General features: G+C 71.9%; 26 protein-coding genes. 13 read left to right on the top strand and 13 right to left on the bottom strand.

Going from position 1 to position 25,275, the window contains the following annotated elements; all coding sequences use genetic code 11:
- Window positions 1-3 precede the first annotated feature (3 nt).
- Both ACZ60B_RS31010 and ACZ60B_RS31005 read left to right on the top strand, forming a co-directional pair.
- Window positions 4-624: an L-threonylcarbamoyladenylate synthase gene (locus ACZ60B_RS31010; RefSeq protein ID WP_469392774.1), complete on the top strand. Its 621-nt coding sequence runs from the start codon at window positions 4-6 to the stop codon at window positions 622-624.
- A 144-nt stretch (window positions 625-768) separates the two neighbouring features.
- Window positions 769-1,524 (top strand): dienelactone hydrolase family protein, encoded by a 756-nt coding sequence (locus ACZ60B_RS31005; RefSeq protein ID WP_469392772.1) that lies wholly within the window; start codon window positions 769-771, stop codon window positions 1,522-1,524.
- Window positions 1,525-1,618: 94 nt separating this feature from the next.
- On the opposite strand, the gene ACZ60B_RS31000 is transcribed toward ACZ60B_RS31005, so the two are convergent.
- Complete coding sequence (locus ACZ60B_RS31000) at window positions 1,619-4,018, bottom strand: M4 family metallopeptidase (RefSeq protein ID WP_469392770.1); 2,400 nt, start codon at window positions 4,016-4,018, stop codon at window positions 1,619-1,621.
- Between the two features lie 331 nt (window positions 4,019-4,349).
- On the opposite strand from ACZ60B_RS31000, the gene ACZ60B_RS30995 reads away from it, so the two are divergent.
- Window positions 4,350-5,852, top strand: coding sequence for a metallophosphoesterase family protein (locus ACZ60B_RS30995; RefSeq protein ID WP_469392768.1), 1,503 nt, complete (start codon window positions 4,350-4,352; stop codon window positions 5,850-5,852).
- 34 nt (window positions 5,853-5,886) lie between these two features.
- Here the strand turns inward: ACZ60B_RS30995 and ACZ60B_RS30990 are convergent, their stop codons facing one another.
- Window positions 5,887-6,891 (bottom strand): TauD/TfdA dioxygenase family protein, encoded by a 1,005-nt coding sequence (locus ACZ60B_RS30990; RefSeq protein WP_469392766.1) that lies wholly within the window; start codon window positions 6,889-6,891, stop codon window positions 5,887-5,889.
- A 130-nt stretch (window positions 6,892-7,021) separates the two neighbouring features.
- On the opposite strand from ACZ60B_RS30990, the gene ACZ60B_RS30985 reads away from it, so the two are divergent.
- The gene (locus ACZ60B_RS30985) at window positions 7,022-7,852 is read left to right on the top strand and encodes an aldo/keto reductase (protein WP_469392764.1); all 831 of its coding nucleotides are present in this window, start codon (window positions 7,022-7,024) and stop codon (window positions 7,850-7,852) included.
- 108 nt (window positions 7,853-7,960) lie between these two features.
- Complete coding sequence (locus ACZ60B_RS30980; RefSeq protein ID WP_469392762.1) at window positions 7,961-8,395, top strand: cupin domain-containing protein; 435 nt, start codon at window positions 7,961-7,963, stop codon at window positions 8,393-8,395.
- Here ACZ60B_RS30980 and ACZ60B_RS30975 read toward each other — a convergent pair whose 3' ends face one another.
- The 4 genes from ACZ60B_RS30975 to ACZ60B_RS30960 all read right to left on the bottom strand — a co-directional run bounded on the left by ACZ60B_RS30975 (window position 8,396) and on the right by ACZ60B_RS30960 (window position 12,336).
- A complete protein-coding gene (locus ACZ60B_RS30975; protein ID WP_469392760.1) occupies window positions 8,396-10,744 on the bottom strand; it encodes an ATP-binding SpoIIE family protein phosphatase in 2,349 nt (782 codons plus the stop codon).
- Window positions 10,745-10,897: 153 nt separating this feature from the next.
- Window positions 10,898-11,365 carry a peroxiredoxin gene (locus tag ACZ60B_RS30970; RefSeq protein WP_469392758.1) on the bottom strand — a complete coding sequence of 156 codons (468 nt, stop codon included), beginning with the start codon at window positions 11,363-11,365 and terminating at the stop codon, window positions 10,898-10,900.
- Entirely contained in the window at window positions 11,362-11,742 is a 381-nt protein-coding gene (locus ACZ60B_RS30965; RefSeq protein WP_469392757.1) for a DoxX family protein, read from the bottom strand. The genes ACZ60B_RS30970 and ACZ60B_RS30965 overlap by 4 nt, the downstream gene beginning before the upstream one ends.
- Window positions 11,743-11,817: 75 nt before the next feature.
- Window positions 11,818-12,336: a MarR family winged helix-turn-helix transcriptional regulator gene (locus ACZ60B_RS30960; RefSeq protein WP_469392755.1), complete on the bottom strand. Its 519-nt coding sequence runs from the start codon at window positions 12,334-12,336 to the stop codon at window positions 11,818-11,820.
- A 173-nt stretch (window positions 12,337-12,509) separates the two neighbouring features.
- Here ACZ60B_RS30960 and ACZ60B_RS30955 point away from each other — a divergent pair, with 173 nt between their 5' ends.
- From ACZ60B_RS30955 to hemC, 4 genes are all read left to right on the top strand, one after another.
- On the top strand, window positions 12,510-13,499 hold the full coding sequence (locus tag ACZ60B_RS30955) for an ATP-dependent DNA ligase (RefSeq protein WP_469392753.1): 990 nt from the start codon (window positions 12,510-12,512) through the stop codon (window positions 13,497-13,499).
- A 142-nt stretch (window positions 13,500-13,641) separates the two neighbouring features.
- On the top strand, window positions 13,642-14,418 hold the full coding sequence (locus ACZ60B_RS30950) for an NPP1 family protein (protein WP_469392751.1): 777 nt from the start codon (window positions 13,642-13,644) through the stop codon (window positions 14,416-14,418).
- Window positions 14,419-14,500: 82 nt separating this feature from the next.
- Entirely contained in the window at window positions 14,501-14,989 is a 489-nt protein-coding gene (locus ACZ60B_RS30945; protein ID WP_469392748.1) for a GNAT family N-acetyltransferase, read from the top strand.
- Between the two features lie 47 nt (window positions 14,990-15,036).
- Entirely contained in the window at window positions 15,037-15,972 is a 936-nt protein-coding gene (hemC, locus tag ACZ60B_RS30940) for a hydroxymethylbilane synthase (protein WP_469392746.1), read from the top strand.
- 90 nt (window positions 15,973-16,062) lie between these two features.
- On the opposite strand, the gene ACZ60B_RS30935 is transcribed toward hemC, so the two are convergent.
- From ACZ60B_RS30935 to ACZ60B_RS30920, 4 genes are all read right to left on the bottom strand, one after another.
- The gene (locus tag ACZ60B_RS30935; RefSeq protein ID WP_469392744.1) at window positions 16,063-16,584 is read right to left on the bottom strand and encodes a hypothetical protein; all 522 of its coding nucleotides are present in this window, start codon (window positions 16,582-16,584) and stop codon (window positions 16,063-16,065) included.
- Between the two features lie 191 nt (window positions 16,585-16,775).
- Window positions 16,776-17,636, bottom strand: a complete 861-nt coding sequence (locus tag ACZ60B_RS30930) for an ABC transporter permease (RefSeq protein WP_469392742.1) — start codon at window positions 17,634-17,636, stop codon at window positions 16,776-16,778.
- Window positions 17,596-18,498, bottom strand: coding sequence for an ATP-binding cassette domain-containing protein (locus tag ACZ60B_RS30925; protein WP_469392740.1), 903 nt, complete (start codon window positions 18,496-18,498; stop codon window positions 17,596-17,598). The genes ACZ60B_RS30930 and ACZ60B_RS30925 overlap by 41 nt, the downstream gene beginning before the upstream one ends.
- Window positions 18,495-18,953 carry a MarR family winged helix-turn-helix transcriptional regulator gene (locus ACZ60B_RS30920; protein ID WP_469392738.1) on the bottom strand — a complete coding sequence of 153 codons (459 nt, stop codon included), beginning with the start codon at window positions 18,951-18,953 and terminating at the stop codon, window positions 18,495-18,497. Before ACZ60B_RS30920 ends, ACZ60B_RS30925 begins: the two co-directional genes overlap by 4 nt.
- Window positions 18,954-19,290: 337 nt before the next feature.
- On the opposite strand from ACZ60B_RS30920, the gene ACZ60B_RS30915 reads away from it, so the two are divergent.
- Window positions 19,291-20,079 (top strand): SigB/SigF/SigG family RNA polymerase sigma factor, encoded by a 789-nt coding sequence (locus ACZ60B_RS30915; protein WP_469392736.1) that lies wholly within the window; start codon window positions 19,291-19,293, stop codon window positions 20,077-20,079.
- 6 nt (window positions 20,080-20,085) lie between these two features.
- Here ACZ60B_RS30915 and ACZ60B_RS30910 read toward each other — a convergent pair whose 3' ends face one another.
- Window positions 20,086-20,421 carry an ANTAR domain-containing protein gene (locus ACZ60B_RS30910; protein WP_469392733.1) on the bottom strand — a complete coding sequence of 112 codons (336 nt, stop codon included), beginning with the start codon at window positions 20,419-20,421 and terminating at the stop codon, window positions 20,086-20,088.
- Window positions 20,422-20,576: 155 nt separating this feature from the next.
- Between ACZ60B_RS30910 and ACZ60B_RS30905 the strand changes: the two genes are divergently transcribed.
- Entirely contained in the window at window positions 20,577-21,386 is an 810-nt protein-coding gene (locus ACZ60B_RS30905; protein ID WP_469392731.1) for a VOC family protein, read from the top strand.
- A gap of 25 nt (window positions 21,387-21,411) precedes the next feature.
- Here ACZ60B_RS30905 and glgX read toward each other — a convergent pair whose 3' ends face one another.
- Both glgX and ACZ60B_RS30895 read right to left on the bottom strand, forming a co-directional pair.
- Complete coding sequence (glgX, locus tag ACZ60B_RS30900; protein ID WP_469392729.1) at window positions 21,412-23,565, bottom strand: glycogen debranching protein GlgX; 2,154 nt, start codon at window positions 23,563-23,565, stop codon at window positions 21,412-21,414.
- Window positions 23,562-24,065 (bottom strand): pep a2, encoded by a 504-nt coding sequence (locus tag ACZ60B_RS30895; RefSeq protein ID WP_469392727.1) that lies wholly within the window; start codon window positions 24,063-24,065, stop codon window positions 23,562-23,564. Before ACZ60B_RS30895 ends, glgX begins: the two co-directional genes overlap by 4 nt.
- 283 nt (window positions 24,066-24,348) lie before the next feature.
- On the opposite strand from ACZ60B_RS30895, the gene ACZ60B_RS30890 reads away from it, so the two are divergent.
- Together ACZ60B_RS30890 and ACZ60B_RS30885 are read left to right on the top strand one after the other, a co-directional pair.
- Window positions 24,349-24,645, top strand: a complete 297-nt coding sequence (locus ACZ60B_RS30890) for a DUF5133 domain-containing protein (protein WP_469392725.1) — start codon at window positions 24,349-24,351, stop codon at window positions 24,643-24,645.
- A gap of 79 nt (window positions 24,646-24,724) precedes the next feature.
- Window positions 24,725-25,275: maltotransferase domain-containing protein (locus ACZ60B_RS30885; RefSeq protein WP_469392723.1), on the top strand; the 551-nt coding region annotated here is incomplete at its 3' end.

Here is a 25,275-nt window from a genome sequence, read left to right as displayed (position 1 = left end):
GCAATGGCGAAGTACTACGACGTACACCCCGACAACCCGCAGCCGCGCACCATCGCCCAGGTCGCCGAGAGCATCCGCGCGGGCGCGCTGATCGCGTACCCGACCGACTCCTGCTACGCGCTCGGCTGCCGGCTGGGCAGTCGCGACGGCATCGACCGGATCCGGTCCATCCGCGGCCTGGACGACCGGCACCACTTCACCCTCGTCTGCCAGGACTTCGCGCAGCTCGGCCAGTTCGTGCGGGTGGACAACGACGTGTTCCGGGCGGTCAAGGCGTCGACCCCGGGCAGCTACACGTTCATCCTGCCGGCGACGAAGGAGGTGCCGCGCATGTTGCAGCACCCGAAGAAGAAGACCGTCGGCGTACGCATCCCCGACCATACCGTCACCCACGCCCTGCTCGCCGAGCTCGGCGAGCCGCTGCTGTCCAGCACGCTGCTGCTGCCGGGCGAGGACGAGCCGCTGACCCAGGGCTGGGAGATCAAGGACCGGCTGGACCACGTCCTGGACGGCGTGCTGGACTCCGGGGACTGCGGCACCGAGCCGACGACGGTCGTCGACTTCTCCGGCGGCGAGGCGGAGATCGTACGGTACGGGGCCGGTGACGTGACCCGGTTCGAGTGAGCCGACCCGACCCGGCCGGTGCCCCAAGTGGGCTGCTTCCGGGGGCAGTTCACGGTACGGCGGACGGTGCGTGAGAGCATGATCACGGCCCGGGACACCGGGCCGCCGAGTTTCCCGCCGTCGACCGCGCAGAGAGGCAGACCCATGACCTCCGTACAGGGAACAGCCGTGGACGTCCCCACCGAGGACGGCATCGCCGACGCCTACCTGGCCCGTCCGGCGGACGGGCTCCCCCGTCCGGGTGTCCTGCTCTACCAGGACGCCTTCGGGCTGCGGCCGCATCTGCGGTCGATGGCCGACCGGCTGGCCGCGGCCGGTTACACGGTGCTGGTGCCCAACGTGTTCTACCGGCACGCCCGCACCCCCGTCTTCGATCTGCCCGAGTTCATCGACCCGGAGGCCCGCCCCGAGATCTGGGACCAGATCGTCCCGGTCATGCAGGCGCTGACGCCGGAGCTCTCGGTACGCGACGCCGACGCCTATCTGCGATGGCTGGCCGAGAGCCCGCTGGTGGCCGACGGGCCGGTCGCGGTCACCGGCTACTGCATGGGCGCCCGGCTGACGCTGCGCACCGCCGGCGCCCACCCGCAGCGGGTCGCGGCCGCGGCCGGCTTCCACGGCGGGCGGCTGGCGACCGACGCGCCGGACAGCCCCCATCTGGCCGCCGAACACATCACCGCCGAGCTGTACTTCGGCCACGCCGACGACGACCCGTCGCTGCCCGAGGAGCAGATCGAGCGGTTCGAGCAGGCGCTGACGGCCGCCGGCGTCCGGCACCGCTGCGAGGTCTACCCCGGCGCCCCGCACGGGTACACGCAGGCCGACACCGCGTCGTACCACAAGGAGGGCGACGAGCGGCACTGGGCGGCGCTGCTCGACCTGCTGGAGCGCACCTTCTGATCCGGCGTCCGGGCCCCCGGCGGGCCCGGACGGACGAAGACATCCCGCACGCGGAGGGAGCCCGCGTGCGGGATGTCGTTCGTGCGGCGGAGGGTCAGCTGGTCGTCACGGCGGTGTCGTCCACGACGAAGCTGGTCTGGAGGGAGGAGTCCTCGACACCGCTGAACTTGATGCTCACGGTGGAGCCGGCGAACGAGGACAGGTCGAAGGTCTTCTGGGTGTACCCCGTGGCCTTGTTGAGGTTGGAGTACGTCGCCAGCGTGGTCGATCCGGCGGTGACCGTCAGCTTGTCGTACTGCGAGCTGGTGGTGGTCTCCGCGGTGTCGATGTGGAGCCAGAAGGTGAACGAGGCCTTGCAGCCGCTGGGGATGGTCACCGACTGCGAGAGCGTGTCGGTGTGCGTGGAGCCGTAACCGTCCAGCCAGGCCTTGTACGAACCGCCGTGGGCCGCCTGACCCGAGTCCGTGGTGATGACGCCGCTGCTCGCGGTCCAGGTGGTGTTGCCCGACTCGAAGCCGGCGTTGCCCAGCAACTGCGTCGAGGTGCAGGTGCCGCCGCCCCCGGAGGAGCTGACGGTCCAGGTGAAGGACGCCGTGCCGGTCGCGCCGGTGCTGTCCGTGACGGTCACCGTGGTGCTGTACGTGCCGGCGGTGGTCGGCGTACCGGTGATCGCGCCGGTGGAGCTGCTGATCGACAGGCCGGTGGGCAGACCGCTGGCGGAGTAGGTGAGCGAGCCGCTGTTGGTGCTGCTGGCCGAGATCTGCAGGCTCACCGCGGTACCGATGGTGGAGGACTGGCTGCCCGGGTTGGTGACGGTCACACCGCTGGTCGGCGGGGTGACGTGGCTGCCGACGTTGATACCGGCGAAGGCGTTGGCCACACCCGCGTACTGGGTGGAGCTCGCGCCGTACAGCGCGGTCGCGGCGTTCAGCGCGGCGGTGCGGGCGGCCGCGTAGTTGGTGCTGGACGTCATGTACGTCGTCAGCGCCTTGTACCAGATCTGAAGGGCGGCGGCGCGGCCGATGCCCGCGACGGCGACACCGTCGGAGGTCGAGCTGTTGTACGTGACACCGTTGATGGTCTTGGAGCCGCTGCCCTCGGAGAGCAGGTAGAACATGTGGTTCGCCGGGCCCGAGGAGTAGTGGACGTCCAGGTTGCCGACGCCGGAGTACCAGGAGTCGGCGGACGAACCGTCCTTCGACGGCTTGTCCATGTAACGGAGCGGGGTGCCGTCGCCGTTGATGTTGATCTTCTCGCCGATGAGGTAGTCGCCCACGTCGGTCGAGTTGTTGGCGTAGAACTCCACGCCGGTGCCGAAGATGTCGGAGGTGGCCTCGTTCAGGCCGCCGGACTCACCGGTGTAGTTCAGGCCCGCGGTGTTGGAGGTGACGCCGTGGCTCATCTCGTGGCCCGCGACGTCGAGCGAGGTCAGCGCGTGGGTGCTGCTGGTGCCGTCGCCGTAGGTCATGCAGAAGCAGCTGTCGTCCCAGAAGGCGTTGACGTACGCCGTGCTGTAGTGGACGCGCGAGTAGGCGGCGACACCGTTGTTCTTGATGCCGCTGCGCCCGAAGGTGTTCTTGTAGAAGTCCCAGGTCATCTGGGCGCCGTAGGCGGCGTCGGCGCCGGCGGTCTGGGTGTTGGAACCCGAGCCGGTGCCCCAGACGTCGTCGGAGTCCGTCATCAGCGTGCCGGTGCCGGACGTGCCGTTGTTCAGCGAGTACGTCTTGTGGCCGCCGCGGGTGGAGTCCGTGAGCTGGTACGTCGATCCCGACAGCGTGGTGTTCAGGGTGACCGTGCCGCTGTACTGGGTGTTGCCGGTGCCGGTCTTGATGTCCTGGAAACTGCCGAGCTCCGCGCCGGTGGTGGCGTCGGTGATCACGTGCAGCCGGCTCGGCGTGCCGTCGTCCTGGAGGCCGGAGACCACCGTCTCCCAGGCGAGCTTCGGGGTGCCGTTGGCGGCCCAGATCACCTTGCGGGCGCTGTCGGCCGCGGGCTGCTCGGCGTCGAGGGTCCTGGCCGCCTTCAGGGCCTTGGTCTCGGCCGCCGCCTTGGTGAAGGCCGGGGTGGTGGAGGACACCTTCACGGCGTTCTTGTTGTTGAAGGTGGTGCTCACCGTGCCGGTGGCCTGCGAGGCGGGCGGAGTGTGCACCACGAGGTCGCCGCCGAGGACCGGCAGACCGTCGTAGGTGCGCTCGTAACGCGTGTGGAGGGTACCGTCGTTGTCCTTGACGACGTCCTTGACGACGAGCTTCTCCTTCGCGCCCAGGCCGAGGCTCTGGGCGGTCTGGGTGGTCTTCAGGGCGGCGCTCTTGATCAGCGCCGTGTGCTGGGCCGGGGTGAGATCGGCCGTGAGGCCCCCGGTGCGCAGGGGGCTGGGGTGGGGGGAAGCGGGCTGTGCCGACGCCGGGACGGACTGGATGCCGACGGCGAGGAAGGCGGCGGTGGAGAGCAGGGCCACTCCTACCGCGGTCCGCTTGCGGGGGTTGCGTCTCACTCGTTCTCCTACTGCTGCGGCCGTGGGGCGGCCGATGACAGACCGGGCAGACGGGTGTGCTGTCCGGGACGAGCCGAGTTGTGCGGGACCGTTGCCGCGCAGGCAGCTGTGACTGCTCTGTGCAGCGATACGGGCGAGAATGACAGGCTTGACCAAGCCATGTCAGCCATGCAAGAGGCAATCGAGGGTTATCCCTCTGTGCGCGACGGCTGCCCGTACACACCGGTCCAGCCGGACGGTCCGCCCCGATCCCCACCCTCTCCGCGCCCGATCCGGCTCCTCCGCCAGGGCCGCCGGAAGAGCGCTCCGGGAGCGTTGCTACGGTGCCCGGATGTCTGACTCCTCACGCGACACGGCCGCGGGCGCGGGCTGGGGCGCCGCCGAACTCGGCACGTACAAGCGGCTGATGCCGGCCGAGGTCGAGAAGTTGTCGTGGCTGAACCCCAGAACGCTGTGGGCCGCCCGCAACGGCGTGCTGGCCTCCTGGTTCGGTGATCCGACCGGTCGCACCCGCGGCCGCTGGGCGGACCGGGCCGCGGCGGCCGGGGCGCCCGCCGACCGGATCGTCCGGCGCGACGACCCGGACCGGTTCTCCTTCATGGTGATCGGCGACCCCGGGGAGGGCGACGAACCTCAGTACGCCGTCGTACCGGGCTTCCTGAAGGTCGCTCAGGACACCCGGTTCGCCGTCGTGGCCAGCGACGTGATCTACCCCGTCGGAAGCGCCGACGACTACGAGGGCAAGTTCTTCCGGCCCTACCGGGACTACCCGGCGCCCGTCTACGCGATACCGGGCAACCACGACTGGTACGAGGACCTCGGCGCGTTCATGCGCGTCTTCTGCGGCGACGTCCCGCCGCTGCCCGCCGAGCCCGCGCCCCGCCCGCTCACCCGGGCCTGGCTGCGGCATCTGCTGTGGCACCGGCCGCGCCGCGGTGACGGACGACACCTGGACGAAGCACGGGAGTTGCGTGCCTCGGCCGGTCAACAGGCGGTCCAGCCCGGCCCCTACTGGGCGATCGACGCCGGGCCCGTCAGGATCGTCGGCATCGACACCGGTCTGCTGGGCACGATCGACGCCGAGCAGGGCGCTTGGCTGCGCGAGGTGTCCCGGGGCCCCCGCCCGAAGATCCTCGTCACCGGATCGCCCCTGTACGTGGACGGCGAGCACCACCCCTGCCCGGTCGAGGGCGGCGGCACGGTCGACGACGTGGTCCGCGACCCCGCGCACCACTACGTGGCGGCGATCGGCGGTGACATCCACAACTACCAGCGCTATCCGGTGGACGTGGACGGCCGGACCGTGCAGTACGTGGTCTCGGGCGGCGGCGGGGCGTTCATGCACGCCACGCACACCATCCCGCGCGTCCGGGTCGCGAACGTCGACGAGCACGGCTTCCGCTGCTACCCGCTGCGCGGCGACTCCCTCGCCTTCTACAGCCGCCTGTACGGCCGCCGGCTGCGGCTGCGCCGCTTCTTCACCCTCACCGAGGACGAGGCGACCGCCGTCATGGCCGAACGCCTGGGCATCACCCCGACCCGTGCCCCGGGACCGGACGCCAGGGTCACCCGGCGCGTCCGGCTGGTCGCCCGCCTGCTGGGCGCGGGCGGCCGCCCCGGCCGGAGGCCCCGCTTCCGGCTGCCGGTACGGAAGATCTACACACAGCTGTTCTCCCCCGGCTCGGCCACGTACAGCCCGCCGTTCTTCAAGAGCTTCCTCCGCGTGGACGTCACCCCGGACGCGGTCCGGCTGCGCTGTTTCGCGGCGACCGGCAACCTGGCCCAGGAGCTCGACCCGCCGGTCGAGGACGACGTCGTCATACCGCTGCGCTGAACCGTTCGGCCGCGGTCCTGGCCGGGCCCTCGGTTCACCAGCGGCCCGCCTCGGTGCCGACGAGCGGCCGCGACGGTCTGCCGTCGGCGCCGACCGGCACGTCACCGGCGAGCATCACCCGGTGCATGGTGCGGGGGAAGCCGAGGTGGGCGTTGTCGGTGGGCGCCAGGTGGATGGCGGCCCGGTTGTCCCAGAAGGCGACGCTGCCCGGCTCCCAGCGGAAGCGGACGGTGTACTCGGGGCGGACCGCCTGCTCCAGCAGCATGTCCAGCAGCGCCCGGCTCTCCGGGCGGGACACGTCGGTGATCTGGTCGAGGTAGTACCCGTTGACGTACAGCACCCGTTCCCCGGTCTCCGGGTGGACCCGCACCAGCGGGTGCTCGGAGGCGACCTGGTGGTCCAGCAGGTGGCGCACGTACGCGTCGTCACCGGGGCGTGGCCGGTAGCCGACGCCCAGCCGGTGCTCGGCCCGCAGGCCGTCGACGAACGCCCGCACCGGCGCGGACAGTCCGGCGTAGGCGGCCGCCAGGTTGGACCAGGTGGTGTCGCCGCCGTAGGGCGGGACTGTCTCGGCGCGCAGGATCGTCGCGGCGGGCGGGTCGACCCGGGCGCCGTGGTCGCAGTGCCAGCCGCGCAGCAGGGTGTGCCGACGGCGCTCCAGCCACTCCTCGTGCTCCATCCCGAACCGTCCGCCCAGCTCCAGCCGGTCGGCGGTGGTCTCGATCAGGGGGAAGTCCGCGGGCGAGGCGCCTCCCCGCCTGACCGGCGCGACCGGCTCGCCGAACCGGCGCGCGAACGCCAGGTGCCCGGCGTGGTCGAGCCGCTGCCCCCGGAAGAACACCACCTTCCAGCGCAGCACGGCCGCCCGGATCGCGGCCACCTGGGCGTCGTCGAGAACGTCGGCCAGGTCGACGCCCTCGATCTCGGCCCCGATGTGCCCGGCGACGGGTCTCACCTCCAGACCGGCACCCCGCGCCGGCCCGTCCGTCGTACGGCCGCCCGTCGTACGGCTGTCCGTCGTCCCGCTGTCCCTCGTCATGCGCGCTCCGCTGGTTCGGCGACATCATCTCCGTTGCGTCCATCGGACTTCTCCCCCGCCTGCCCGGTTGATCATTCCGCCTTCCGTCCCCGAGGCTGGGACCGGAACACAGCCGAGGGAAGGTCCGACGGTGATCAGCACTCCGACGTACACGCTCGACGACGGCACGATCGTCCCCGCCCTGGGGCTCGGCACCTGGCCGATGGACGACGCCGAGGCCGAACATGCGGTGGGCACGGCCCTGGAAATGGGCTACCGGCTCGTCGACACGGCCACGAACTACCGCAACGAGACCGGGGTGGGCCGCGGTGTCGCCGCGTCCGGGATCCCGCGCGAGGAGGTCGTCGTCACGACCAAACTCCCCGGGCGGCACCACGGATACGCCGAGACGCTCGCCTCCTTCGAGGAGTCCCGCGCCCGTCTCGGCTTGGAATACGTCGACCTGTACCTCATCCACTGGCCGCTGCCCCGTCTCGACCGGTACGTCGACTCGTGGCGAGCCATGATCGAGCTGCGGGAGCGGGGCCTGGTCCGCTCGATCGGCGTCTCCAACTTCACGGCCGACCACATCCGGCGGCTGGAGGCGGAGACCGGTGTCCTTCCCGCCGTCAACCAGATCGAGCTGCACCCCCTGTTCCCGCAGGCCGACCTGCGCGCCTTCCACGAGGGCAAGGGCATCCGCACCGAGAGCTGGAGCCCGCTGGGCCGTGGTCCCGAACTGCTGACCGACCCCGCCGTCGTCGCCGTCTCCGAGGCGCTCGGTGTCACCCCGGCGCAGGTCGTCCTGCGCTGGCACACCCAGCTCGGCGCGCTGCCCATCCCCAAGTCGGCCCACCCCGGGCGGCAGCGCGAGAACCTCGACGTCTTCGGCTTCACCCTGGACCCGGCCCAGATGGCGGCCGTCATGGACCGCCCGCCGCGGCGGCTGGGCGGGGATCCCGAGGTCCACGAGGAGTTCTGACGCCCGAGGGGCCGCAGATATGCGGAATGTGGCCCCAACTCGCCTTCTGTGCCTCTATGTTCGCAGCGGACCCCGCCGTTCGCCCGCGCACACCAGGAGGCCTTCGCCATGCGCACCCTGCTCCGCACCATGGTGACCGGGGCGGTCGCCCTCACGACCGTCCTGGTCTGCGGCACCGCACACGCCACCCCGGCCGGCCCCGGTGTCACGGCCCGCCTCCTCGCCGAGCGGACCGTGGGAGACACCGACTACGTCCTCCGGGAGATAACCGTCCCGCCCGGTCAGGCCACCGGCTGGCACTACCACGACGGCCCGCTCTACGGCTTCGTGAAGCAGGGCACGCTCAGCCACTTCGACTCCACCTGCGCCTCCGACGGCGTCTACCACGCCGGCAGCGCCATCCAGGAGCCGGCCGGAGCCGGCAACGTGCACATCGGCCGCAACCTGGGCGACACCCCGCTCGTCCTCGACGTGCTGTACGTGCTCCCGCACGGCGCGCCGTTCTCCGAGGACGCGCCGAATCCGGGCTGCTCCTTCCAGTGATCACTGCGGCGGCAGCGGCTGCTCGGCCCAGATGACCTTTCCGCTGCCGGTCTGCCTGCTGCCCCAGCGCTGGGTGAGCTGAGCGACGAGCAGCAGACCGCGCCCGCCCTCGTCGAAGGCGTGGGCGCGGCGCATGTGCGGGGAGGTGGAACTGCCGTCGGAGACCTCGCAGATGAGGGTGCGGTCCCGGATCAGCCGGAGCTGGATTGGCGGGTGGCCGTACCGGATGGCGTTGGTGACCAGTTCGCTGACGACGAGTTCGGTGACGAACGCCGTCTCCTCCAGCCCCCAGGCGTTCAGCCGCTCGGTGACGGCCTGCCGGGTGGCGGCCACCCGCTCGGGGTCCGGTGAGATGTCCCAGGTGGCGACCTGGTCCGCGCCGAGCGCCCGGGTACGGGCCAGCAGCAGGGCCACGTCGTCGCCGGGCTCCTCGGGTAGCACGGCCTTGAGCACGCTGTCGCAGAGGCCGTCGAGCGTGTCGGTGTGCGCGGTCAGCGCCCGGCACAGGTCGGTGGTGACGCTGTCGATGTCCCGGGCGCGGTCCTCGATCAGACCGTCCGTGTACAGGGCGACGACCGCGCCCTCGGGCAGTTGCAGCTCGGTCGCCTCGAACGGCAGCCCGCCGACGCCGAGCGGCGGTCCTGGGCTCGTCTCGATGAGCCGTGCGGTCCCGTCGGGCAGCACGACGGCCGGGGCGGGGTGCCCGGCCGAGGCCAGGGCGAGCCGGCGGGTGACGGGGTCGTACACGGCGTAGAGACAGGTGGCGCCGAGTTCGGCGACCTCTCCGCCGCTGTCGTCCGTCGCGAGGTGGGCGACCAGGTCGTCGAGGTGGGTGAGGAGCTCGTCCGGCGGCAGGTCCACGTCGGCGAGGGTGCGTACGGCCATGCACAGCCGGCCCATGGTCGCCGAGGAGGCGATGCCGTGCCCCACGACGTCGCCGACGACCAGGGCGACCCGGCTGCCGGACAGCGGGATCACGTCGAACCAGTCGCCGCCGATGCCCGCGAGCGATCCGCTGGGCAGGTAGCGGTGGGCCACGTCGACCGCCGCCTGTCCGGGCATTCCGCGCGGCAGCAGGCTGTGCTGGAGGGCGAGCGCCGTCGCGCGCTCGCGGGCGAAGCGGCGGGCGTTGTCGATGCACAGGGCCGCCCGGCCGGCCAGTTCCTCGGCGAAGACGACGTCATCCGCCGCGTAGTCGTCCGGATGCGCGATGCGCACGGCCACGGCGACGCCCAGGGTGACCCCGCGGGCCCGCAGCGGAACCGCCATCATCGAGTGGACGCCCTTGCGGAACGCGCGGCCGGCGGGGGCCCGGAGGTCGCGCTCCGCGAACCACCGGCCGAAGTCGGGGTCGCCGGCGCCACTGACGATCACCCGTCCCTCCTCCAGGGCCCGCACGGGCGGACAGAACGGCGGGTACAGGTCCACCTCGCCCAGGTGCACGGCCGCCTCGGGGGTGCCCGCGTTGGCGGAGCCGTGGGCGACCCGGCGCAACACGATCTCGTTGTCCGGCACCCGGGGCGGCTCGTCGGCCCACAGGACCCAGTCGAGCAGGTCCACACTGACGAAGTCGGCGTAGTTCGGCACCAGGAGTTCCACCATCTCCTCCGCGGTGCGCACCACGTCCAGGGTGGTGCCGATGGCGGCCGACGCCTGGTTCAGCAGGCCCAGCCGCCGCTGGGCCCAGTACTGGTCGCTGCTGTCGAGCGCCGCGAGGGCGACCGCGGTCACCTCGCCCCCGGCGTCCCGGACCGGCCACATCTCGACGGTCCAGGCGTGTTCCCCGTTCAGCGCGGGCGCGCCCGTGAAGCTCTCGTAGCGCACCGGCCGGCCCGTGTCGGCCACCTGGCGCAGATGGTTCAGCAGGCCCCGGCTGTGCTCGGCGTCCGCGACGGTGTCCAGCAGATAGCGGCCGTGCAGGTCCGCCTCCGGGACTCCCAGCACCTGGCGGGCCACGTCGTTGACGCGCAGGTAGCGCTGCCGGACGTCGAAGATCGACATCGACATGGACGCCTGCTGGAAGGCCTGTCCCGCGAGCAGGCGTTCCGGGTCCCCGGTCGGCTCGGCGGTCACCACGTATGCGTCGGGTGTGCCGCGGGCGCCCAGCACGGGGCAGGCCGTGAGCCGGAGGGGGACGGTGGAACCGTCGCGGTGGCGCAGGACGGCGGTGCCGGTGGTGCCGGTCGGCGGGGGTGCCGGGCCGACCGCAAGATCCTCGGCCAGCAGCTCACGCGCCGGACGGCCCACGACCTGGTCGGCGGCGTGGCCCGTCAGCGATCGGGCACCCTCGCTCCATGCGGTCACGACACCCCGGGCGTCGACAACCGCCACGGCTGCGACATGCTCCATAACTCCCAGGATGATCCGATTGTCGCAGCGCATCAAGCGCATGGGTCCGGCAGCGCGCCGAAACCCCCCGGACGCCCCCGGAACATCCCCTGGAACCCGCCCCGCCCGCGGAGCCGCCCGCGGGGGCGGCCCGGCGGGCGGGCGGCCCGGCGCTCAGCCCCGGTGGGCGCGCAGTGCGGCGAGGGCCCGGTCGGCGTGGGTGTTCATCCGCAGCTCGCTGCGTACGACTTCCAGCACGGTGCGGTCCTGCGCGATGACGAAGGTGACCCGCTTGGTGGGGGCCAGGGAGAACCCGCGCTTCACGCCGAACAGCTCCCGCACCTTCCCGTCGGGGTCGGAGAGCAGGGGCATGCCGAGCGTGTGCCGGCCGGCGAACTCCTGCTGCCGGTCGACGGAGTCGCCGCTGACGCCGACCGGGCGTCCGCCCGCCTCGGCGAACTCGGCGGCGAGATCGCGGAAGTGGCAGGCCTCCGCGGTGCAGCCGGCGGTCAGGGCGGCGGGGTAGAAGAACAGCACGACGGGCCCGTCGGCGAGCAGCTCGACGAGGCTGCGCGCGGTGCCGGTCTCGTCGAGGAGCGTGAAGTCCTCGACCTGGCCGCCGACCTCGACACTCGCGCTCATGACCGGCCCTCCGTCCCGCGGGCGACGCTGCGGGCCCACAGCACGAGGGGGATCTGGAGCGGCAGCCGGCCCAGGGCGGCGGCCTTCTGCGGGGTGGGGCGGTTGCGCCAGTCCACGGCCATCTTCACGTTGGCCGGGAACACGCCGACGAAGAAGGCGGCGGTGGCCAGTGCGGCGACCCTTCTGGTCCGCGGCACGGCCAGGCCCGCCGCGAGCGCCAGCTCGGCGACCCCGCTCGCGTACGTCCAGGTCCGCGGCGAGCCGGGCAGCGCCCGGGGCACGGTGGCGTCGAACGGGCGCGGTGCGGCGAAGTGGGCGGTGCCCGCGGTGGCCAGCAGACCGGCGAGCAGCAGGGACGAGCGTTCGGACCGTGACACGGTTCCTCCTCTGACGACCTGCCGCGCGATATTACTGGACGGTAAGGCAGGTCGGTCACCCCGGGTCGGGCGCCGTCAGGCGCCGGAGGCCGGGGCGTGCTGGTCGGCGTCGTCCTCCGCGGCGTACGCGAGGAAGTCGTCGACCATGCGGTGGAACAGCGTGGCGAGCTGGCTCAGTTCCTGCGGGGACCAGTCGGCGAGCGCCAGCTGCATCCCACGGGTTCCGGCGTCCCGGATCCGGCCGACGGCCCGGCGGCCCGCGACGGTCAGCTGGATGCGCTGGGCCCGGCCGTCGTCGGGGTCGGGCACCCGGGTGACATAGCCGGACTTCTGAAGTTGCTGCACCGTACGGGTGACGTGCGAGGCCTCCACGCCGAGCCGCTGGGCCAGCTCCCCCGGGCGGAGCGCGTCGGAGTCGGCGATCTGCCGCAACAGCGCCACGGCGGCCCGGTCCAGCGGCACTCCGGCCAGGGCCATGAGCCGGTCGTGCTGCCGGGCGCGGGTGCTCAGGTAGGTGATGCGGGAGAGCGCCCGCTCGATCTCGACGACCTCCGGGGAGGCGGAGGGGGCGGCGGGGAGCGGTGACGTGGACATACGCACCAGGTTACCATATCGTTGCGTAACTCAAGTAAATAGTTCGGGGCCCCGACCGCCGCACACCCAGCATCCCGCATCCCGGCACGCCGGAGTGCCGGGGGACGGCGCCGTTCAGGGGAAACCTGCGGGCCGCACGCGTGACGCGGGCCGGGCCCGTCGACACCTGACCCGTGACCCTGCCGCTGATCGCCCCCATGCTCGCCGTGCCCGGAACCCTGCCGCCCCCCGCGCAGGACGCGCACTGGGCGTACGAGACCAAGCAGGACGGCCAGCGGGTCGTGGCCTATCTGACCGGGGACGGCGGCGTGCTGCTGCGGGCGGGGTCCGGCGAGGACATCACCGCCGCCTACCCCGAACTGCGGGCGCTGGGGAGCGCGCTGGGCGCCACACCGGCCGTACTGGACGGGGAGGTGCTGGCCCTCGACGCTGACGGCCGCGCCGACTTCCAGCTCCTGCGGTCCCGGACGGACCTGGCCCACACACCGGCCGGGGCGGCCCGCCGCGCCGCCGAAGTCCCCGTCCATCTCGTCCTGTTCGACGTCATGCACCTCGGCACCCACCCCCTGCTGACCGAGCCCTACCGCCGTCGGCGCTCCCGGCTGGAGGAGCTCGGCCTGCACGGACCGTACTGGTCGACACCGGCCGCCCTCGTCGGCCACGGCGAGCAGGCGCTGCGGGCCACCCGCGAGCACGGCCTGGAGGGCCTGGTCTGCAAACAGCTCGATTCCTTCTACGAACCCGGGGTGCGCTCCCGGGCCTGGACCGAGATCCGCAACCTGCGCACCGAGGACGTGATCGTGGGCGGCTGGGTGCCCGGCCGGGGGCGCTTGTCCGGCCTGCCCGGCGCCGTCCTGGTGGGGCAGCGCGCCGAGGGGCGGCTGCGCTGCGTCGGCAGCGTGGGCACCGGCTGGAGCGAGGCGGAGCGGGCCGACCTCGCCGCGCTGCTGCGGGCCGCCGCGACGGACCGGTGCCCGTTCGACCCCGTGCCGCCGGTCACGGACGCGCACTGGGTGCTGCCCCGGCTGGTCGGCGAGGTCCGCTTCAGCACCCGCACCCGGGCCGGGATGCTGCACCGGCCGTCCTGGCAGCGGCTGCGCCCCGATCTGGCGCCCGAGGAGTCGGCCGCCGACCTGCCGGACCTGCCGGACGACACCGCCTGACGACCCGTCACCGTCCAGTATTGGGCTGCGGCTCACCGCCTGTACACACACGGCCCCTTGGCCCGGAAGTCAAAACCCGGGAAGCTGAACTCCCCATTCCCCCACAGCCGTTGGGCTGCGCCCGGACCCCGAGGAGGACGCAGTGTCGTCACCGAAGTTCAAGGCACACCGCAGGAGATGGATCACCGGCCTGGCCGGGGCCGCCGCCCTCGTCATCGCCTTCCCCACCGCCGCCTTCGCCGCCCCGCCGCAGGCGCTGCCCTCCGACGCCGAGGCCGCGGAACTGGCCTACCAGCCCGCGTTCGACTACGACACGGACGGCTGCTACCCCACGCCGGCCATCGGCCCCGACGGCACGATCAACGGCGGTCTCAAGCCGAGCGGAGCCCTCAACGGCCAGTGCCGGGACGCCTCGGACCTGGACAACACCAACAGTTACTCGCGCTACAAGTGCAACAACGGCTGGTGCGCGTACCTGTACGGCCTGTACTTCGAGAAGGACCAGGCGGTGGCCGGCAGCGGTCTCGGCGGCCACCGCAACGACTGGGAGCACGTCGTGGTGTGGGTGCAGAACGGCCAGGTGCAGTACGTCTCGACGTCCAACCACGGCTCGTTCACCGTGCACGCGGTCTCCACCGTCCGCTTCGAGGGCACGCACGCGAAGGTCGTCTACCACAAGGACGGCATCAGCACGCACTGCTTCCGGCTGGCCAACACCAACGACGAGCCGCCGGAGAACCACAAGGGCACCTGGCAGTACCCGCCGCTGGTCGGCTGGAACGGCTACCCGGCCGGTCTGCGCGACAAGTTGAGCGCCTACGACTTCGGCAGCGCCAACTTCGGCCTGAAGGACAGCAGCTTCGCCTCCCACCTCTCCTCCGCGAAGCCGTCCGGGATCACGTTCGACCCCAACGCCTGACCGCACCACCGCCCGCCGCTCCGCCCGTGCTCCGGGCCCCGGAACCCCTACGGCTCCGGGGCCCTTGGGGGATGATGTGCGGATGGACGATCTTCACGACGCGACGGCCGGCGGTCCCCGGGTCCGGCACGCCACTCCCGCCGATCTGCCGCGGGTCGCCGAACTCGCCGCCCAGCACGCGGAGTACGAGCGGGCCGAGCCGCCGGTGGACGATCTCGTCGATCGTCTGGCCGGTCTCCTCTTCGACGGTCCCGCGCCCCGGCTGGTGTGTCTGCTGGCCGAACTGCCCGGCGGCGAGGTGGCCGGATACGCCACGTGCGCTCCCGTGCTGTCCACCTGGGACGGCCGCGACCACCTGCACATGGACTGCCTGTTCCTGGCCCCCGCCCACCGCGGACGGGGCCTGGGCGCCCTGTTGATGGACGCGGTGGTGGCCGAGGCGGACAGCCGGGGCATGACCGAGGTGCAGTGGCAGACGCCCGCGTGGAACGAGGGGGCGATCCGGTTCTACGACCGTCTCGGGGGGCGCGCGATGCAGAAGGTGCGCTACAGCCTGCCGGTGTCCTGTTGAACGCGGTTCGTGTCTGAGGAGCCCTCGGGAGGGTCTATCGTGTCCGCATGTCCGTTCCCGAATTGATCCGGATCGTCTCCCGCGACTCGCCCATGGCGCTGGCCCAGGTGGAGCGGGTGCGCGCCGAGTTGGCGGTTCTCCACCCCGGTGTTCGCACCGAGGTCGTGCCCGTGAAGACGACCGGCGACAAGTGGATGGGCGACCTGTCCCAGGTCGAGGGCAAGGGCGCGTTCACCAAGGAGGTCGACGCGGCGCTGCTCGCCGGCGAGGCCGATCTCGCGGTGCACTGCGTCAAGGACGTCCCGGCGGACCGGCCGCTCCCGGCGGGCACGGTGTTCGCCGCGTTCCTGAAGCGGGACGACATCCGCGACGCCCTCGTCCACCCCGGCGGGCTGACCCTCGACGAACTGCCCGCGGGGACCCGGATCGGCACCTCCTCGGTGCGCCGGGTCGCGCAGCTGGCGGCCACGCACCCGGAGCTGGAGTGCGTGCCGTTCCGCGGCAACGCCAACCGACGGCTGGAGAAGCTGGCGGCCGGCGAGGCCGACGCCCTGCTGCTGGCGGTGTCCGGGCTGGAGCGGATCGGCCGGAGTGACGTGATCAGCGAGGTCCTGTCGCCGGAGACGATGATGCCGCCGATCGGCGCGGGCATCCTCGCTCTTCAGTGCCGGGAGGGCGACAGCGAGCTCATCGACGCCGTCAGCGGCCTCGGCGACCCGGCCACCCATCGGGAGGCCACCGCGGAGCGTATGTTCCTGCATGTGCTCCAGGGCCACTGCAACAGCCCGATCGCCGGTTTCGCGCGGGTGGACCGCAGTGGTGAGCTCTCCCTGCGCGCCTGTGTGTTCACCGCGGACGGCAAGACCCGGCTGAACGCCCACGAGTGGGCGGGGCGGCTCGATCCGGCCACTTTGGGCACCTCGGTCGCCGTGGCCCTGCTGCGACAGGGCGCCCGCGAGATCATCGACGGCATCCCGCACTGAGCTCCGAGGCGGCTCTCCGGTCGAAGCCCGGCCGCTGCGGGCCCGGGTCCGCAGCGGGACGGGCGCCCCCGGCCCGGCCGCGCGGCCGGGTCAGGCGGTGCCCTCTTCGGCCTGGTCCCGCAGGAAGTTGCTCACCTGGCCGGCCAGGCCCTCCCGCCCCGCGCCCGTGGCCGGGGCGACGGACCCCTCGCGCAGGCCGAGGCCGCCGGTCCACAGCCGCCGGTCGGTCCACTCCTCGTCGACCCGGAGCTGGATCTGCACGTCGATCAGGTCGAGGGCGGCCTCGGGGCCCGCGGCGAACAGCACGGCGGTGGCCCTGCGCAGCGGATAGACGTCGAAGCCCTCGATGAACTGGGTGTTGCGCCAGTCGACGAAGGCGCTCTCGCCGTCGGGACCGAGGCGTACGTCGATCTGGCCGTCCTCCAGGTGGATGCCGAGGTGCCGCTCGCCCCGGTTCTCGACGGTGACGCGCAGCCGGAAGTACGTCATCCCCTCGGCGGCGTCGTCACGGCCGCGCGGCGGCTCGGCCGCCTCCAGCCCATGGACGCGGACACGCAGACCGGCATGCTCGTCGTACTCCCGCCAGTCACCGACCACGTTCGACTCGTACACAGTCCTACCTCTCGACCTCTGAGGCTGCTTCCTATCCGTGCGCTCAGTGCACTGTCAAATGCGCGTAATAAGGCGTGGCCAGCGGATTCGACCTATTTGATCGTTGATCAAGCTGTGCGCAGGAGGAATCCGGATCCGGGTCGCGCGAGGGCCCGAGCGGGGCGTGCCGCACATCACTTCTCCGGGTGAGTTCAGCGGGCCAGTCGGCCCAGCAGCGAGGAGGCGGCGGCGATGCCCGCCGCGGCGGCCACGAGAAGGACCCCGAAGTCGGCCGCGAGGTGCGCGTGCGTGCCGAGGAGCAGCCCGCGCAGCGCGTCGACCTGGTAGCTCAGCGGGTTGGCCAGGCTGACGGCCTGGAGCCAGCCGGGCATGACGGAGACCGGGTAGAGGGCGTTGGATCCGAAGAACAGCGGCATCGTGATCGCCTGACCGAAGCCCATGAGCCGGTCACGGCTGAGCACGATGCCCGCGATGGTCATCGACAGACAGGAGAAGAAGGCCGATCCCAGGACCACGGCCGCGGCGACGCCCAGCAGTTTCAGCGGGTTCCAGGTCAGGGCCACGCCGAGGGCGGCCGCGATGACGACGACCACGACCGCCTGGATCAGCGACTTCACCCCGGCCGCGAACGCCTTGCCGGTGATCAGCGCCGCCCGTGGGGTGGGCGTGACCAGCAGCTTGTTGAGGATGCCCGCGTCCCGCTCCCAGATGATCTGGATGCCGTAGAAGATGGCGATGAACATCGCGGACTGGGCGATGATGCCGGGGGCGAGGTAGTCGATGTAGGGGATGCCGTCGGTGGGGATCGCCTTGATCCGGGTGAAGGTCTGGCCGAAGATCAGCAGCCACAGCGCGGGCTGGACGGCGCGGGTGTACAGCTCCGTACGGTCGTGCCGCAGTTTCTGGAGTTCGACGGCGCACATCGCGCCGACCCTGGCGGGCAGCAGCCGCCAGCCCGCCCGGGGCCGGGGCGGCCGCAGCAGCAGGCCGATGTCCTTGCCGGGGAGGTGGTCAGCCGACACGGTGTGCGGTGCGGCGGGTGCTTCGGACATCGCGGAAGTCTCCTGACCTGTCGTCGAGGCCGCTGCCGGCGACGTCGCGGAAGACGTCCTCCAGCGTCGGCAGCGCACCGGAGGCCGCCGTGCCCTCGGCGCGCCGGCGTTCGCCGAGCCCGCGCCTGAGTTCGGCCGGGGTGCCGAGGGCGCGGATGCGGCCGCGGTGCATCAGGCCGACCCGGTCGCAGTACTGGTCGGCCTCGTCCATGTAGTGCGTGGTCACCAGGACGGTCATGCCGGTGGCCGCGCGTACGGCGTTGATGTGGTCCCAGACCCCGGTACGGGCGATGGGGTCGAGGCCGATCGTCGGCTCGTCCAGGATCAGCAGTCGGGGGGCGCTGACCAGCGCCTGGGCGAGTTCGAGGCGGCGGACCATGCCGCCGGAGTAGGTGCTCGCCAGACGGTCGGCGGCGTCCTCCAGGTCCACCGCGGCCAGGGCCTGACCGACCCGTTCGGCACGCTCGCGCCGCGGCACGTCGAACACCCGGGCGAACAGGGCGACGTTCTCGCGCCCGGTGAGGCCCGCGTCGGCGGACAGCTGCTGCGGTACGTAGCCGAGCATGCGCCGTACGGCCATCTGCTCCCCGGCCGCGTCGTGACCGAAGACGCGCACCGTGCCGGCCGGGACCGGCAGCAGCGTGGTGATGCAGCGGATCGCGGTGGTCTTCCCGGCGCCGTTCGGTCCGAGCAGCCCGAAGATCTCACCCTCGGCGACCGACAGGTCCAGCCCGTCGACGGCGTTCGTGGCGCCGAAGGAGTAGGCGAGCCGTGCGCAGCGGACGGCCTCGGCCGGTCCGGTTGCGTTCGGTCCGGTTGCGTTCGGTCCGGCAGCATTCGATCCGGCGGCGTTCGGGGTCATGACTCCTCGACTTCCTCGCGCAGGGTGGCGGCCAGCCGGCGCAGGGCCGGGACGGCGGCGCCGAGCGCTTCCCGGTCCGCCTCGTCGAGCCGGGCCACATGGCGGCGCAGCAGGTCGGCGCGGCGTTCCTGCCAGGCACGCAGCCGGGCCTCGGCGGCCTCGGTCAGCAGCAGTCGGGCGGCCCGCCGGTCGGCGGGATCGGTCTCGCGGATCAGAAAGCCGTCCCGGACCAGCTTGTTGACCAGGGTCGAGACGGAATTGCCCGCCAGGAAGAGCTCCTTGGCCGCGTCGCCGACGCCGATGCCGGGCCGCGCCTCGACCAGGCGCAGCAGCTCCACCTCGGCGCCGCGCAGCCGCGGCGCGCCCAGCCCGGCCCGCAGCCGGCGCCTGATCAGCCGGTGCACCCCGACCAGCGCGTGCGCCAGCTCGTCGGGGAAGGTCTCCCGCTGCTCCATGCCACCGAGATTAGCTCTGCATCAGAGGTATCGGCACCAAGGGAGGGTCAAGAGCGGCGGCCGCCGCCCGCCCGCGCGAGGCCCGTCCGGGAGCCGCTCACACCGGGGAATTTCACTCCCCGAATTCCCTCGAATTCATAAGGTGGCCTTTCCTGCATATATTTGGATAATTGTTTCGGAAGTGGCCGGGCGGGGAATTCGAATTTCAGTGCTTCGGACAGGAGGCACGCCCGCGGGGTTATGCCCGTTGTCGGCTCCGGCCTCCCTGCCCATGGGCCCGAGCGTGCGTTTCCCGCGGGGTCTGTCCATCCGGCACCCGCTGAGGGAAGGCGCGCAGATGCGTACCGCCATCAGAACGAAACAACATCCGCACGACGACGCCCCTGACACCACCGAGTCCTTCGAACGGTTCGCACGGCTGCCCGCGGGCCCCGAGCGCACGGAACTCCGGGACGAGCTGGTCCGGCTCTGGCTGCCCATGGCCGAGCGGATCGCCGTCCGTTTCCGCGGCCGCGGCGAGACCCTGGAGGACCTGTACCAGGTGGCGGCTCTCGGACTCGTCAAGGCGGTGGACCACTACGACCCGGCGCGCGGCCGGGTCTTCGAGGCGTACGCGGTACCGACCATCACCGGTGAGATCAAACGCCACTTCCGCGACCACATGTGGACGCTGCACGTCCCGCGTCGCGTCCAGGACCTGCGCAACCAGGTGCGCAAGGCCACCAAGGAGCTGGCGCCCTCGCTGTCCGGGCGCCATGCCACCGTGGCCGAGCTCGCCGAGCACACGGGGCTCGGCGAGGACGAGGTGCGCACCGGGCTGGAGGCGCTGGACTGCTTCACGGCGCTGTCGCTGGAGGCCGAGATGCCCGGCACCGAGGGGTACGCCCTGGCGGACGCGCTCGGCGGTCCGGATCCCGCCTACGACACGGTCGTCGACCGGGTGTCCGTGACGCCCTGCCTCCAGGCGTTGCCCGAGCGCGAGCGCACCATCCTGTATCTGCGCTTCTTCGGCGGCATGACCCAGAACACCATCGCGGAGCAGCTCGGCATCTCGCAGATGCACGTCTCACGGCTGCTCAGCGGCTGCTTCGCCCGGCTGCGCGCGGAGATCGAGGAGGGCGGCTGAGAGCTGTCACCCGGTCGGGGGTGCGCCCGGGATCTGTACGGGACCGTACCGGTCCAGGGCGTCGTCCAGCTCCGCGCGGAGCTCCATGGGCAGCTCGCCGCTGCGTCCCCAGAGCAGGATCGCCTCCGCCACATGGCGCAGCTTGACGTTCGTGTGCTGGGAGACCTCCTTCAGCACCAGCCAGCCCTGGTCCGGCGTCACCCGCCCCAGCGCGACCACCATGCCGATCGCCTGATCCACCACGGCGTGCGAGACGACCGCCTCCTTGAGCTGGTCGATCTCCTCCTGGAGCCGGAAGATGCGGTCCGTCTCGTCCCCGGACTCGTCCCGTACGCCTGCCACGCTTCCATCGTGGCACGCGTGCGCCCCCGCGGCACCGGGGGTACTCGACAAGCGCGGGGAGCGGTTCCCACCGGACACTGGAACGGGACCGGTGCCCCCTCCGGGAGGGAGGGGACCGGTGGCCCCCCGGGCGACGAGATCGGAACGCGAGCACCATGAATCACAACACGAGCCCCTCCACCTCGACCTCCACCGAGCACCCCGTCTCGACCCACTCCGTCTTCGGAGCACCCTGCTGGGTGAGCCTGACCAGCCGCGACCTGAAGGCGGCGGAGGAGTTCTACACCGCCGTGCTGGGCTGGCAGTGGCGCACGGCGAAACTCGGTGACCAGTTCCGCATCGCGATGGTGGGCGAGGCTCCGGTCGCCGGGATCGCCGCGGTCGCCGCGATGTGGCAGATGGCGGTGGCCTGGACGCCGTACTTCGCCGTGCGCAGCGCGGACGAGGCGGTGTCCCGGGTACGCGAGCGCGGCGGCACCGCCGCGGTGGGACCGATCTCCCTCTCGCCGGGACGCGCGGCCCTGCTGGCCGACCGGGACGGCGCCACCTTCGGCATCTGGGAGGGGACGCTCTTCTCGGACTGGGAGACCTGGCGGGAGGTGTCCCCCGCCTTCATCCGGCTGCACACCCGTGACGCGTTCGACGCCGCCATCTTCTACGGCGAGGTCCTCGAATGGGCGTCCGACTGCCCCGGTTGCTGCGAGGTCCACTACGAGGGCGGCGAGGTCGTGCTGCGCAGCCGGGGCGACGTCGTGGCCCGGATCGTCTCCGGGGCGCTGGAGGCGGCCCCCGACCCCACCATCCGGCCGCACTGGCAGGTGCACTTCGCGGTCGACGACCCGACGGCCTGCGCGCGCGACGCGGAGCGGCACGGCGGCAGCGTCCTGCGCCGGAGCCCCGACATGGTGGTGTTGCGCGACCCCGACGGCGCCCAGTTCACGGTGACCTCGCACCACGCGCGCTGAGCGCTCCGCGCTCCGGTGCCCCGCCTCACCCGCTCCGGCGGGCGGGGCGGGTGAGCAGGACCAGGCTGCGCGGTCCGACGGTCAGGACGGTGTCCGCCTTGTGTTCCGTCTCGTCCGGGGCATCGTCCTGCTCCATGGTGTCGATCAGCGTCGTCCAGCGTTCGCCGTAGGCGGTGCCCGGCAGCCGGAAGTCGACCGGCTCCCAGTAGCTGTTGAGCAGCAGCAGGAACGAGTCGTCGACGACGGGCCGGCCCTGCGGGTCGGGCTCGGCGATGGCGTCGCCGTTGAGGAAGACCCCGACCGAGTGCGCGTCGGCGCGCCGCCAGTCCCGGTCGGTCATCTCGCTCGCGTCGGGCAGCAGCCACACCAGGTCGGGCAGCGGCTGGTCGGCGTGGGTGGGCGTCTCGCCGTGGAAGAAGCGACGGCGGCGCAGCACGGGGTGGGCGGAGCGCAGTGCGATCGCGTGCCGGGTGAACTCCAGCAGCCGGCGCTGCTCCTCGCCGAGTCGCCAGTCGACCCAGGAGACCCCGTTGTCCTGGCAGTAGGCGTTGTTGTTGCCGCGCTGGGTGCGCCCGAGCTCGTCGCCGTGGCAGAGCATCGGGATGCCCTGCGACAGCAGCAGGGTGGCCAGGAAGTTGCGCTGCTGACGGGACCTCAGCCGCAGCACGCCCGGGTCGCGGGTCGGGCCCTCGGCGCCGCAGTTCCAGGACCGGTTGTCGCTCTCGCCGTCCCGGTTGCCCTCGCCGTTGGCCTCGTTGTGCTTGTCGTTGTACGAGACGAGGTCACGCAGGGTGAACCCGTCGTGTGCGGTCACGAAGTTGACACTGGCGCGGGGCCTGCGCCGGCTGTGCGCGTAGATGTCCGAGGAACCGGTCAGGCGGGAGGCGAACTCGCCGAGCGTGTGCTCCTCCGCGCGCCAGAAGTCCCGTACGGCGTCCCGGTACTTGCCGTTCCACTCCGACCACAGCTGGGGGAAGTTGCCCACCTGGTAGCCGCCCTCGCCGACGTCCCACGGCTCGGCGATGAGCTTGACCCGGCTGATCACCGGGTCCTGCTGGATGAGGTCGAAGAACGCCGACAGCCGGTCCACCTCGTGGAACTGCCGTGCCAGCGTCGCCGCCAGGTCGAAGCGGAACCCGTCGACGTGCATCTCGGTCACCCAGTACCGCAGCGAGTCCATGATCAGCTGGAGCACGTAGGGGTGCCGCATGAGCAGGCTGTTGCCGGTGCCGGTGGTGTCGTAGTAGTGCGACCAGTCGCCGTCGACCAGCCGGTAGTACGAGGCGTTGTCTATGCCCCGGAAGGAAAGGGTGGGCCCCTTCTCGTTGCCCTCGGCGGTGTGGTTGTAGACCACGTCGAGGATCACTTCGAGCCCGGCCGCGTGCAGCGCCTTCACCATCGCCTTGAACTCGGCGACCTGTTGCCCCCGGGTGCCGTGGGCGGCGTAGGCGTTGTGCGGGGCGAAGAAGCCGATCGTGTTGTAGCCCCAGTAGTTGGACAGCCCGCGGCCCTGGAGCACGCCGTCCTGCACGAACTGGTGAACGGGCATCAGTTCGACCGCGGTCACGCCCAGCGAGGTGAGGTGTTCCAGGACCGCGGGGTGGGCGAGTCCGGCGTAGGTGCCGCGCAGTTCGGCCGGCACGTCGGGGTGGGTGCGGGTCAGCCCCCGGACGTGGGCCTCGTAGATCACGGTGTCGGCGTACGACCGGCGGGGCGGGCGGTCGTCGCCCCAGTCGAAGCCGGAGTCGATCACCACGCCGAGCATGGTGTGCCCGGCGCTGTCGGCCGGGTCCGGTCCGTCGGGCGCCCGCTCGTACAGCGAGGCGTGGCCGTCGATCTGACCGTCCACGGCCCTGGCGTACGGATCGAGCAGCAGCTTCGCGGGATTGCAGCGGTGCCCGGAACCGGGGTGCCACGGCCCGTGCACCCGGTAGCCGTAGCGCTGCCCCGGGCCGACACCGGCGAGATAGCCGTGCCAGACGAAGCCGTCGACCTCGGTCAGCGGGACCTGCCGGTGCCTGCCGCGGTCGTCCACGAGGACCAGGTCGACGCGCTCGGCGACCTCGCTGAAGAGTGCGAAGTTGGTTCCCCTCCCGTCGAATTCGGCACCCAACGGGTAGGGGTGCCCGCTCCGGGCGGACACCCCTACCGTGGACCTGCGGGGTGACTTCGCGGTCACCGGGCGGCCGCCAGGACGCCGTCCATGGGGTCGGCCAGCGCCGCGACCCGCAGCGCCCGGGGCACCTGAAGCACCTCCCGCAGGCTCGGTTCGGGCACGGTGGGCACCAGCGGGACGCGTTCGCCGGCCCGGGCGCGCTGCGAGAACCAGATGACCTTGGCGCCGGTGCCGGTGGCGCAGCAGCCCCAGCCGTCGCTCATCGCGGCGATGCGCCCCAGGCAGTCGCGCAGGTCCGGGTCCGGGCGCAGATCGCTGTCGTTCTCGCCGATGGCGGTGATCAGGTGCTGGCGGTTCCACCACATCTCGATCGACGCGCTCTTGTCCGTGGTGTGTTCGTCGATGGCCTTCAGCAGCAGCTCGGTGCCGCTGCAGACCGGCTCGACCAGCGTCTCGAGATCCCAGAGCCGTAGGTGGGCGGCCAGGATGCGCCTGACCTGGTCCACGCGTTCCGGACCGACTTCCACGTCGAGGTGGTAGTAACAGGGCACTGCGGTCTTCATCGTCGTTGGCTCCTCACCGGCAAGGTTCTCGGTGGATCTCGACCCCGCGGGCCGAGTCCCGAACACGAAGCGTGAACGGTAGTCGCTCCTGAGTCACATCCACAGTGCGGCTGCTACGCCATTCGTGCAACACGAGCGCACCACAACCAAGATCCAACAGGACGCTGGGTCATCGCGCGTGCACCATAAGTGAAAGCCTTGAGAGCCGCGCCCTGTCGGCGCCTCTGCGTGCCCGATCTCCCGGGCGACGCACCTCTCGAAATCCCGGAAGGTGAACAGCGCCATGCTGCTACCCGCGAAAGCCGAAGTCGCCCGTCACCTGAGGCGTTACCGGTCATGGGAGCGCGCGATGCTCGCCGCACCGGGTGACCGCTCGGTACGGGCCACCTTCGAGGATTCCGGATACACCCTGTGCGTGCTGATGGGCAAGCGCTGTGCCCGCGAGGCGGCCGAGGCCGCCGAACGCTATCTGGGCAGCGCCGCCGGAACCTATCTGCGGGAGCGGAGCGGGCGTGGTCGGCCGAAGACCCCCGCGCACAGCGGAGCCCTCGCGCTCCGGCATTCCCCGGCGGAGAGCTAGTCCTCCCCCGGTTCCAGTTGGACAGTCCGAACAGCCGGGCCGCGGACGGCCCGTCGACCAGCACGGCGGAGGTCAACACATGAAGTCCACCAGGGCCATCGGCAGGATCCCGGTACGGGGGGTCCGCCCTCGGGTGGAATGCGGCAGACGCCCGGCCAAGGCGGTCGTGGGAGAGGCGTTCCAGGTCACCGCCACCGTCTTCCGCGAGGGCCACGACGCCGTCGCCGCCAACGTCGTCCTGCGGGACCCCGAAGGACGCCGCGGCCCCTGGACCCCGATGCGTGAACTCGCCCCGGGCACCGACCTGTGGGGTGCCGACGTGCGCCCGGACGCGACAGGGCGCTGGACCTACACGGTCGAGGCGTGGTCCGACCCCGTGACCACCTGGCGCCGGCACGCCGAGATCAAGATCCCGGCCGGCCTCGACACGGGTCTGGTCCTGGAGGAGGGCGGCAAGCTCTACGAGCGGGCGGCGGCCCGGGTGCCGAAGGGGCCCGGCCGCACCCTGGTCCGGGAGGCGTCGAGGAGACTGCTCGACGAGTCGCTGCCGGTGGCGGCGCGGCTGGCGGCGGCGTCGACGCCGGAGGTGGACGAGGTACTGGCCCGTCATCCGCTGCGTGAACTGCTCAC

This window comes from Streptomyces sp. NPDC104096, assembly GCF_055584385.1.
The sequence above is the reverse complement of the archived record's forward strand: the minus strand, read 5'-3'. Positions and strand labels throughout refer to the sequence as shown.

What these genes read in the sequence shown, in the direction of transcription:
- ACZ60B_RS31010 (WP_469392774.1), top strand. Translation starts at nt 4, where the DNA reads ATGGCGAAGTACTACGACGTACACCCCGACAACCCGCAGCCGCGCACC.
- ACZ60B_RS31005 (WP_469392772.1), top strand. Translation starts at nt 769, where the DNA reads ATGACCTCCGTACAGGGAACAGCCGTGGACGTCCCCACCGAGGACGGC.
- ACZ60B_RS30995 (WP_469392768.1), top strand. Translation starts at nt 4,350, where the DNA reads ATGTCTGACTCCTCACGCGACACGGCCGCGGGCGCGGGCTGGGGCGCC.
- ACZ60B_RS30990 (WP_469392766.1), bottom strand. Translation starts at nt 6,891, where the DNA reads ATGACGAGGGACAGCGGGACGACGGACAGCCGTACGACGGGCGGCCGT.
- ACZ60B_RS30980 (WP_469392762.1), top strand. Translation starts at nt 7,961, where the DNA reads ATGCGCACCCTGCTCCGCACCATGGTGACCGGGGCGGTCGCCCTCACG.
- ACZ60B_RS30975 (WP_469392760.1), bottom strand. Translation starts at nt 10,744, where the DNA reads ATGGAGCATGTCGCAGCCGTGGCGGTTGTCGACGCCCGGGGTGTCGTG.
- ACZ60B_RS30970 (WP_469392758.1), bottom strand. Translation starts at nt 11,365, where the DNA reads ATGAGCGCGAGTGTCGAGGTCGGCGGCCAGGTCGAGGACTTCACGCTC.
- ACZ60B_RS30960 (WP_469392755.1), bottom strand. Translation starts at nt 12,336, where the DNA reads ATGTCCACGTCACCGCTCCCCGCCGCCCCCTCCGCCTCCCCGGAGGTC.
- ACZ60B_RS30945 (WP_469392748.1), top strand. Translation starts at nt 14,501, where the DNA reads ATGGACGATCTTCACGACGCGACGGCCGGCGGTCCCCGGGTCCGGCAC.
- hemC (WP_469392746.1), top strand. Translation starts at nt 15,037, where the DNA reads ATGTCCGTTCCCGAATTGATCCGGATCGTCTCCCGCGACTCGCCCATG.
- ACZ60B_RS30930 (WP_469392742.1), bottom strand. Translation starts at nt 17,636, where the DNA reads ATGTCCGAAGCACCCGCCGCACCGCACACCGTGTCGGCTGACCACCTC.
- ACZ60B_RS30925 (WP_469392740.1), bottom strand. Translation starts at nt 18,498, where the DNA reads ATGACCCCGAACGCCGCCGGATCGAATGCTGCCGGACCGAACGCAACC.
- ACZ60B_RS30920 (WP_469392738.1), bottom strand. Translation starts at nt 18,953, where the DNA reads ATGGAGCAGCGGGAGACCTTCCCCGACGAGCTGGCGCACGCGCTGGTC.
- ACZ60B_RS30915 (WP_469392736.1), top strand. Translation starts at nt 19,291, where the DNA reads ATGCGTACCGCCATCAGAACGAAACAACATCCGCACGACGACGCCCCT.
- ACZ60B_RS30905 (WP_469392731.1), top strand. Translation starts at nt 20,577, where the DNA reads ATGAATCACAACACGAGCCCCTCCACCTCGACCTCCACCGAGCACCCC.
- ACZ60B_RS30895 (WP_469392727.1), bottom strand. Translation starts at nt 24,065, where the DNA reads ATGAAGACCGCAGTGCCCTGTTACTACCACCTCGACGTGGAAGTCGGT.
- ACZ60B_RS30890 (WP_469392725.1), top strand. Translation starts at nt 24,349, where the DNA reads ATGCTGCTACCCGCGAAAGCCGAAGTCGCCCGTCACCTGAGGCGTTAC.